We start from the raw sequence: 9,187 nt of genomic DNA on the forward strand, positions 1-9,187 counted from the left end.
CATTGATGATCGCCTTGGCGGTCTCGCTGGCCCTGAACCTGTTCGCCGTTGCGGCGGGAGTCACGGTCTGGGTGACCCGCGAGGTCGCAGAGGACCGCGTGGAGGACGCCCGGTCCAGCCGCGTTCGCGTGCCGCTGATGGAAGTCATCGACACCATCGAGCCGGCGTGGCGTGAGCCGGTCCGCGCCGAACTGCGCGCCGCCGCCCTGTCGGCCAGGCCGGATTTCCGCGAAGCCCGCGAGGCGCGCCGACAGGCCATCGCCCTGACCGAGAGCGAGGATTTCGACCCCGCGAGGGTCAGCGCCCTGCTGGAACAGTCCCGCGCCTCGGAATTTCGGGGCCGTGCGCGGCTGGAGGTGGAGGCCGTCCGCATCCTGTCGGATCTGTCGCCCGAGGACCGCGCCCGCATGTCCACCCTGCTGAAGCGCCATCATCGCCATGGCCGCCGCAGCGGCGAAAGCAGCGATCAGCAAACCCCGCCGGATACCAACGAATAATCGGTCACGCCGCCTGGGCTTCGTCCATGACTGCGGCGGGCCGGTGGACGGGCAAAGTGAAGCTGACGGTGGTGCCCTGACCTGGCTCGCTTTCCATCGCAAGCTCGCCGTGGTGCATCTCGATCAGCGACTTGGTCAGGGCCAGGCCCAGCCCGGTGCCCTGGGTGGTCTTGGAGTGTTGCCCCTCCACCTGTTCGAAGGGCTGGGCCAGACGGGCCAGATCCTCGGCGGCGATGCCGATGCCCGTGTCGCGCACCGACACGCGGATCAGGTCGCCGGTCTGGTCCGCCGACACGGTGATGGATCCGCCCTCCGGCGTGAACTTCACCGCGTTCGAGATCAGGTTCAGCAGAACCTGTTTCAGGGCCCGGTAATCCGCCTCGATTTCAGGCGTCTGCGGAGCCTCCAGCGTCAGGGTCAGGCCGCATTCCTGCGCCCGGCCGCGCATCAGGCGGATGGCGTCCTGGCAGACTTCGCCCAGATCCACGGCCTCGTAGTGCAGGGTCATCTTGCCCGCCTCGATCTTGGCCATGTCGAGGATGTCGTTGATGAGCGCCAGCAGGTGCTGACCCGAGTTGAGGATGTCCTTGGCGTAACCCTTGTAGCGCTCGTCGCCCAGCGGCCCGAACATCTCGCCGGCCATGATCTCAGAGAACCCATTGATGGCGTTCAGCGGGGTGCGCAGCTCGTGGCTCATGTTCGCCAAAAACTCGCTCTTGGCCTGATTGGCGGCCTCGGCGCGGGTCATGGCCACTTCGTACTTGCGCGCCAGCAGGGACAGCTCTTCCTGGCTGCGCTCGAGCTGGGTCACCGACTGGCGCAGGGCGTCGGCGGACTTCTTGCGCTCGACTTCCTGGCGCTTGACCATGGTGATGTCCGCCGCCGTGACCACCGACCCGCCGTCGCCGGTGAACCGCTCGGACAGCTGCAGCCAGCGACCGTCGGCCAGCTCGATTTCCCGGATGCCGGGACGACCGTCCGCCGAGGGCTGATCCTTGCGGATGGCCAGGGCCGCGATCCGGTTAAGTTCGTCCTTCTGGGCGCCGCGCTTCAGGTGCGAGTCCTGATAGCCGAAGGCGTCCTGGAAGGCCCTGTTCCACAGGATCAGCCGGCCGTAGCGGTCGAACAGAACGAAGGCGTCCGAGACGCTTTCGATGGCGTCGCGCAGACGGCTTTCCGCAGCCTGGGCCTGGGCCTTGGCGCGGCGGGACTCGGTGATGTCCAGCGCCACGCCCATGAGGTGGTCGTAGCCGTCGTTGCGCCGCCCGCGCAGGGCCTGGCCGCGCAGCTCCATCCAAAGGGGCGGCTGGTCCGGCGCCTCGACCCGCACGTCGATCTCCAGCACCCCATAGGCGGTCGCCTGACGCAGGGCGTGCCGCGCGGCCTCCTGGTGTCGCGGGTGGAGACGCTCGATCACCTCATCGGTGGATACCGCTCCGCCCCGGTCGAATCCCAGCATCCCGGCCATGACGTCGGACAGGATCACCTCGTCCCGGTCCAGATTCCATTCCCACACGCCACAGCGCGCCGCCTCCACCGCGCTGTGGAAACGGCGCTCGGTGTCGGCCCAGTTGCGGGTCGCGCGCCGCGCCCGCCGCTCCTGAAACAGCACCACGGCGGTAAGGCCCAGTCCCAGACCCAGCGGCCCGATCAGGATCCAGGCGTCGCCCATGAGGTTCAGCACGCCGGTCGCTCCGGCCGGCGCCGTGGCGATGACGGTCATGGGCGCGGACTGAATTCTGCCCGTGGCGGCGCGAAGCTCGCCGCCGTCGGCGGTGAGGGCGAGGGTCCCGCCGTCGGCGTCGGCCAGGTCCGCCTCGGTGGCGCCCAGCACCGTCAGCGGTTGGTCCAGCCAGGCGGGGCGGGACGAAGCGATGATCGTGTCGCCGGACGCTACGCTGACCGCCATGTTCTGGACGGCCAGGGCGGCGCTGAGGTTCGGCAGGGGCAGGCGCGCGACGATCATGCGACCATCGCCGGCCTCTTGCCGAAGCAGCAGGGCCTCGCCGTTCGCCGCCCGCGTCACGGCTGGTCCGGATGCCGCGGCCTCGAACGCGGCGGCGTCAGCGCCCGCCGTCGCGGCGATCCCGCCCTGGGCATCAAGCGCCGCGAAGGCGAAGCCCTGCGCCTCGGCGCGCGCCGCCTCGACCGCGTCCAGCGGCCGTCCCGGCGTCAGCCGCAGTTGTCTGGATCCGGCGATCAGTCCAAGGCGCGCACGGGCGGCCTGCGCGTCCAGCCGCGCGGCGGTCAGCTCGGCGCGCCATTCCAGCACCCGAGACGCCTCGACGGCCTGTTGCCGGGGACGGTCGCCCGCCTGGCGTACATAGAGCAGGGAGTAGATGGCCAGGCCCAGCGTCGCCACCAGAACGGCCACGCGAATCCATGCGGGCATGCCGAAGCCGCTTGACGCCCGATCCGCCGCGCGGCGTCCTGGCCCGGACCTGCGGCGTTCATCCGCCCGCAAAACGCGTCTCCCGCACGATTCGTCAGAACGTGCAGCCTAGGGTGCGTCGCGGATTCGTGTCGAGGCCGCGTTTCAGGCTGTGGCCGTCACGGGCGCTTCGATTTCGCCGGGCGGGCCCGGCACGGTCTTGACCGACTTGAGGATCTCCCGCGCGGCGCGGGCCAGACGGATCAACTCGGGCGGCGCCTCGTCCACATTTTCGTCGATGGACGTGGCCAGATCCTCGGCCAGCTTCATCAGACCCGGCGACGCGGCGATCAGCCGGGCCTGGGCCTCGATCTTGTCCGGGTCCCGATCATACTCGGCGCCGGGCACCCGCCAGCCGCCCCAATCCGCCGGATCGGTGACCACGACGGGATAGGTGCCGGGGAAGGGGTGGTGCTGGCAATCCTCGGCCAGTTGCCACTTGTTGCGGGCGCGCAGCAGCCGCCACTCGCCCATGTTCGCGGCGGCGGCGTCATCCTGGGGCAGCATCAGCTCGGCGGCGGTGAACTCGCGCCCCAGCCCCACGTCATAGGTGACGCGCACCGGTTCCTCGAACCCCTTGGCCCAGACGGGCTGGACCTTCTCGATATAGGCCCAGGCGCCGACGCACTCGACCCAGACCTTCTGGCCTTTCTGAAACTGCGCGCGCGCCATGGCCGGCCCCCGATGCTCCGTAAAACTGCCGACAATCATGCAAGGGCAGGGTTAGCGGCCCGTTTCGACAGGGAAATAATTATTGATATTGCGTCTGCAAATCGTTCGCATTAATTGCGCCGCACAACAACAACCGGGGCCGTATCTCATGCGCACGTTTCTGCTTTCCACCTCCGCCATCCTGAGCCTGACCGCGGGCGCCGCCTGGGCCGAGGACGCCGCTGTCGTGGCCGAGCCGACGGACGTGGCGCCGGTTACGGTCATCGCCACGCGCAACGAAGCCCGCACGGACGAGATTCCCGTCACTGTCAGCGTCATCACCGCCGAGGAGATCGAGGAGAACCTGTACACCGACATCAAGGATCTGGTTCGCTTCGAGCCGGGCGTCAGCGTACCCACCAGCCCCCAGCGGTTCACCGCCGCCCTGTCGGGCGCGGGGCGGGACGGCAACTCGGGCTTCACCATCCGGGGCATGGGGGGCGACCGGGTTCTGATCGTGACCGATGGCATCCGCGTGCCGGCCGGGTTCACCTTCGGAGCCCAGAATGTGGGGCGCGGCGGCTACAGCGACCTGGACCTGATGCAGCGGGTGGAGATTCTGCGCGGACCCGCCTCGGCGCTGTACGGGTCGGACGGCATCGCCGGTGCGGTCAGCTTCACCACCAAGGATCCCGAAGACATGCTGCGCGGGCAGGTGTTCACCGCGCGAGGCCGGGTCGCCTATGCGTCGGCCGACGAGGGCTGGACCGAGGGTCTCGCCATCGCCGGATCCAACGGCGCCCTGTCGGGCCTGCTGGCCTATACGCGCCGGGACGCGCAGGAGACCGAGAACCAGGGCGACAATTTCAGCGAAACGTCCGCTCGCACCGCGCCCAACCCCATCGATTTTTCGTCCAACGCCGTGTTGGGCAAGCTGGTCTGGCAGGCCGCGCCGAACCACCGCTTGCGCCTGACCTGGGATCACTATGACTCCGACATGGCGGGCGATTCTCTTAGCAGCCGCGGCCCGGCCGTCCCGCCGTTCCAGCCCAACGCCACCCTTCAGGTGCTGGGCGAGGACGAGCAGCAGCGCGACCGGATCAGCCTCGATCACCGCTTCACGGATGTCCTCGGTCTGGATCGCGGATCGTGGGCCGTTTACTGGCAGGACGCCACGACCCGGCAGTTCACCTTCGAGGACCGTGACCCGGCCGTTGACCGCACCCGGGACGTGACCTTCGACAACAGGGTCTATGGCCTGAACGCCCAGGGACAGCGCACCTTCGGGCGGGGCGGGGCGGCGGAGCACCGCGTCACCTTCGGCGGTGACTGGTCCGAAACCACCCAGGAAGCCATCCGCGACGGCACGGTTCCCGGGGCGGGCGAAACCTTCCCCAACCGTCCGGTTCCGATCACCGACTACAGCCTGGCCGGCCTGTTCGTTCAGGACGAGATCGTCATGCTGGACGGGCGCCTCATCGTCACCCCGGCCCTGCGCTACGACTGGTACGAACTGACGCCCGAGGATGACGCACTGTACAGCGGCGCGACGGTGGAGGGCCAGAGCGACGGCCACGTCTCGCCCAAGCTGGGCGTGGTCTACTGGCCGACGGAAACCTTCGGCCTGTTCGCCAACGTGGCCGAGGGCTTCAAGGCGCCGTCGCCCATGCAGGTGAACAACTATTTCGCCAATCCGCTGTTCGGCTACACCTCCATTCCGAACCCGGACCTGGGGCCGGAGACTAGCACCAGCATCGAGGGCGGCCTGCGCTTCCGCAATGTGCAGGTGGCGGGCGGTGACGCGCGGCTCCAGCTGGCTGCGTTCCGCTCCGACTACGACGACTTCATCAGCCAGATCGTGGTGGGCGGCACGGGCATCCCCGGTGTCGATCCGCTGATCTATCAGTACGTGAACCTGGGCAGCGTCTCGGTGCACGGTTTCGAGGCGCGCGGCGACATCGCCTGGGGCAACGGGTTCAACGTCACCACGGCCTTCTTCTATGCGGACGGCGAACAGGTGGAAAACGGCGCGCGCGCGGCCTTACCCACCGTCGATCCCATCAAGCTGGTGGCTGGCCTTGGCTACGCCGAGCCGGCGGGCCGCTGGGGCGGGCAGGCGATCGTGACCTGGTCGGCCCGGAAGGACGCGGACGAAACCGACGGACTGTCCTGCTTCGACACCTGTTTCACCGGCGACGACTTCACCCTGCTGGACCTGACCGCCTACTGGAACGTCAACGACAGCGTCACCCTGCGCGCCGGCGTGTTCAACGTGTTCGACGAGACCTACGGCTGGTGGAGCGACATCGCCGGGCTTTCGTCCAGCTCGGCGGTGCTGGACGCCTATACCCAGCCGGGACGGAATTTCTCGGTCTCTCTGGCCTTGCGCTACTGACCCGATAATTCGATAACGCGAACCAATCGCAGGAGGATTCCCACATGCGCCGCATCGCCGCCGCCCCCGCCGTCGCCCTGGCCGCCGTTCTGGCGGTCGGCCTCGCCACGCCTGTCATGGCCCAGACCCAGCCCGCCGCCGCCCAGGCGCCCCAGGCCCGGTTCGAGCAGGAGCGGCAGGCCATCCTATCCCAGGCCGGGGACTACCGCGTCCGTTTCGACATGCGCGAAACCGTGGCCTTCCAGCCCGGCTATGAGCCGCTGGAGCCCAAGCTGTCCGGCGGTCACGAGATCGTCCGCGTGGTGGAGGACACCGGCGAGCGCATCGTGCTGCAGCACATTCTGGTCATGGAGCACGAGGGCCAGAGCCATGTGATCAAGCACTGGCGTCAGGACTGGGTCTATCAGCCGGAAACGGTGCTGACCTACGCCGGGCCCGACCGCTGGACCCTGACGCCGGTGTCAGAGACCGCGCGCGCGGGCGCCTGGTCCCAGACCGTCTGGCAGACCGACGACTCGCCCCGTTACGGAGGCGTGGGTCGCTGGACCTTCGACAACGGCATGGCCCAGTGGACCAGCGACGCCACGGCCCGCCCGCTGGCCCGGCGCGACGCCGTGCGCGGCCCCGTCTATGATCGCTATGTGGGCTCGAACCGCCACGCCCTGACCCCGGCGGGCTGGGTGCACCTGCAGGACAACATGAAGCTGGGACAGGGCCAGGGCGATGCGGCCGACCTGATCGCATACGTGCAGGAGGACGTGGTCAACACCTACGACCGCTTCGACGGCTTCGACCCCGCGCCCGGCGACGACTACTGGGCCGCCACGGCCGAATACTGGGCGGCGGTGCGTCAGGCCTGGGACGACGTCATCGCGGCTACGGGCGGCATCACCCTGGAGGAAGAGCCCCAGTTCGGCGCCGTCACCGGACCGCTGCTGATGGGCCTGGCCAATCAAATCCAGCAGGGCGAGACCACCACCGACGCCGCCATCACCGAGGCCCGTCAGGCCATCGGCGAGGCGACCGGCACGGCCCTCTGAGCGGCGTCAGTTCGAGCGGGAGATGTCTTCCAGAGCCTCTCCCGCGTACTTCTCCTTCACGCGGGTGGACAGGTCGCCGAGGGACACCACGCCCACAAGGCGGTTGTCCTTGTCGAGGATCGGCAGGCGGCGGATCTGCTTGTCGGACATGCATTTCAGCACGTCCTTGAGATCCTCGTCGTCGCGGCGCCACTCCACCGTGGTGCTCATGGCCTCGCTGACCGGGGTTTCGGCGCCCGCGCCGCTGGCCAGGGCCCGCACCACCAGATCGCGGTCGGTCACCGTGCCCACCAGCTGATCGCCCTCGGCCACTGGCATGAAGCCGAAATCGCCCGCCGCCATGCGGCCGGCCACGTTCTGGATGGAGTCGCCGGGACGGGCGACCTGTACGTCGCGGCTCATGATGTCGCGGACTTTCATGGAGTCTCTCCCTTGGATGATGGGAGAAGAACCCGCCGCGAGAGGCGCGGTTCCGGGTCTCAGCCCAGCGAGGCGCAGAACCGCTGGATTCGCTTGCAGGCTTCCTCCAGCACATCTTCCGACGTGGCGTAGCTGATGCGGAAGAAGGGTGACAGGCCGAAGGCCGCGCCGTGCACCACCGCCACGCCCTCGGCTTCCAGCAGCTCGCGGGCGAAGACCTCGTCGCTGTCGATGACGACGCCGCTCTCGGTCTTCTTGCCCATCAGGCCCTCGGCCGACGGATAGACATAGAAGGCGCCCTCGGGCGTGGCGCAGGTGATGCCCTCGGCCTCGTTCAGCATGGACACGACCAGATCGCGGCGCTTCTCGAAGGCGGCGCGGCGCACGGCCATGAAATCCTGCGGCCCGTTCAGGGCCTCCACGGCGGCGGCCTGGCTGATGGAGGAGGGGTTGGACGTGGTCTGGCCCGCCACCTTGCGCATCAGGTCGATCAGGGGCTTGGGACCGCCCGCATAGCCGATGCGCCAACCGGTCATGGCGTAGGCCTTGGACACCCCGTTGACCGTCAGGGTGCGCTCGTACAGGTCCGGCGCCACCTGGGCGATGGTGGTGTACTCGAACCCGCCGTAGACCAGATGCTCGTACATGTCGTCGGTCATCACCCAGACGTGGGGATGACGGCGCAGGACCTCGGCCAGGGACTCCAGCTCGGCGCGGGTGTAGGCGGCGCCGGTGGGGTTGGACGGGCTGTTCAGGATCAGCCACTTGGTCCGGGACGTGATGGCGGCCTCCAGCACCTCCGGCTTCAGCTTGAAGCCGTCGGCGGCCTCGCCCACGATCTCCACCGGCTCGCCGCCCGCCAACAGCACCATGTCCGGATAGCTGACCCAGTAGGGCGCCGGCACGATCACCTCGTCGCCGGGCGACAGGGTGGCCACCAGGGCGTTGTACAGCACAGCCTTGCCGCCGGGGGCCACGTGGATCTGGCTGGTCTCGTAGGTCAGCCCGTTCTCGCGCGCGAACTTGGCGACGACGGCGGCCTTCAGCTCGGGCGTGCCGTCCACGTCGGTGTATTTGGTCTCGCCGCGCTGGATGGCGGCGATGGCGGCCTGTTTGATGTTGTCGGGGGTGTCGAAGTCGGGCTCGCCGGCGCCCAGACCGATCACGTCGCGGCCCGCCCGCTTGAGCTCGCGCGCCTTGGCGGTCACGGCCAGGGTGGCCGAAGGCTTGACGCGCGCGAGGGCGGAGGACTGCAGGCTGGACATAGGCGATCCGGGGGTGGCGTTGGGGAGAACGCTGTCTTACGCAACCGCGAAAGGACGCGCAAACGCCCTGTCCGGCGGAACGGACAGGGCGTAGGGCGGCGTGAGAGGGGTCAGATGTCCGAGGACGCCTGACGGGCCATGCGTTCGGCCTGAGCCTCCAGTTCGTCCGCCTGCCGGCCCAGGCGCGGCGCCAGGGCGACCAGTTCGGCATCGGTCACCGTATGGCCGCGCTCCCGGTTCTCCTCGATCTGGCGGGCGCGATAGGCCGGATCACGCAGGCGGCGGCTCTCCTCGCGCATCTGCCGAGCGCCCTGGCGCATCTGCTCGGCGCCCTCGCGCATGTGAACGCGGGCCTCCGCCATATGGACGCGCGCCTGCTCGCGGGCCGCCGTCGCCTGTTCGCGCGCCTGCGCCGCATGGACCCGCGCCACCTCGGCGTCGGCACGCGCACGGGCGATTGCGGGTGCGTTGGCGGCCACCTCCGCCCT

At 69.0% G+C, this 9,187-nt stretch carries 7 protein-coding genes and 1 pseudogene; 3 read left to right on the forward strand and 5 right to left on the reverse strand.

The genetic code is table 11. The features are described from left to right. The first annotated feature begins 5 nt into the window (after window positions 1-5). Window positions 6-497 carry a periplasmic heavy metal sensor gene (locus ACI8U3_RS01905; protein WP_415013166.1) on the forward strand — a complete coding sequence of 164 codons (492 nt, stop codon included), beginning with the start codon at window positions 6-8 and terminating at the stop codon, window positions 495-497. A 4-nt stretch (window positions 498-501) separates the two neighbouring features. Here ACI8U3_RS01905 and ACI8U3_RS01910 read toward each other — a convergent pair whose 3' ends face one another. Next, window positions 502-2,889, reverse strand: coding sequence for an ATP-binding protein (locus tag ACI8U3_RS01910; RefSeq protein WP_415013167.1), 2,388 nt, complete (start codon window positions 2,887-2,889; stop codon window positions 502-504). 144 nt (window positions 2,890-3,033) lie between these two features. After that, a complete protein-coding gene (locus ACI8U3_RS01915; protein ID WP_415013168.1) occupies window positions 3,034-3,600 on the reverse strand; it encodes a hypothetical protein in 567 nt (188 codons plus the stop codon). A 148-nt stretch (window positions 3,601-3,748) separates the two neighbouring features. Here ACI8U3_RS01915 and ACI8U3_RS01920 point away from each other — a divergent pair, with 148 nt between their 5' ends. Together ACI8U3_RS01920 and ACI8U3_RS01925 are read left to right on the forward strand one after the other, a co-directional pair. Continuing rightward, the gene (locus ACI8U3_RS01920) at window positions 3,749-5,974 is read left to right on the forward strand and encodes a TonB-dependent hemoglobin/transferrin/lactoferrin family receptor (protein ID WP_415013169.1); all 2,226 of its coding nucleotides are present in this window, start codon (window positions 3,749-3,751) and stop codon (window positions 5,972-5,974) included. 44 nt (window positions 5,975-6,018) lie between these two features. Beyond that, complete coding sequence (locus tag ACI8U3_RS01925; RefSeq protein WP_415013170.1) at window positions 6,019-7,014, forward strand: DUF6607 family protein; 996 nt, start codon at window positions 6,019-6,021, stop codon at window positions 7,012-7,014. 6 nt (window positions 7,015-7,020) lie between these two features. On the opposite strand, the gene ACI8U3_RS01930 is transcribed toward ACI8U3_RS01925, so the two are convergent. The 3 genes and pseudogenes from ACI8U3_RS01930 to ACI8U3_RS01940 form a co-directional block, all read right to left on the reverse strand. Further along, window positions 7,021-7,434: a CBS domain-containing protein gene (locus tag ACI8U3_RS01930; RefSeq protein WP_415013171.1), complete on the reverse strand. Its 414-nt coding sequence runs from the start codon at window positions 7,432-7,434 to the stop codon at window positions 7,021-7,023. Between the two features lie 59 nt (window positions 7,435-7,493). Continuing rightward, the gene (locus ACI8U3_RS01935; RefSeq protein WP_415013172.1) at window positions 7,494-8,699 is read right to left on the reverse strand and encodes a pyridoxal phosphate-dependent aminotransferase; all 1,206 of its coding nucleotides are present in this window, start codon (window positions 8,697-8,699) and stop codon (window positions 7,494-7,496) included. A gap of 110 nt (window positions 8,700-8,809) precedes the next feature. Continuing rightward, window positions 8,810-9,187, reverse strand: a pseudogene (locus tag ACI8U3_RS01940) (peptidase M56); the annotation flags it as partial.

Origin of the sequence: Brevundimonas sp. (genome assembly GCF_047617075.1) — a bacterium.
Taxonomy (GTDB): Bacteria; Pseudomonadota; Alphaproteobacteria; order Caulobacterales; family Caulobacteraceae; genus Brevundimonas.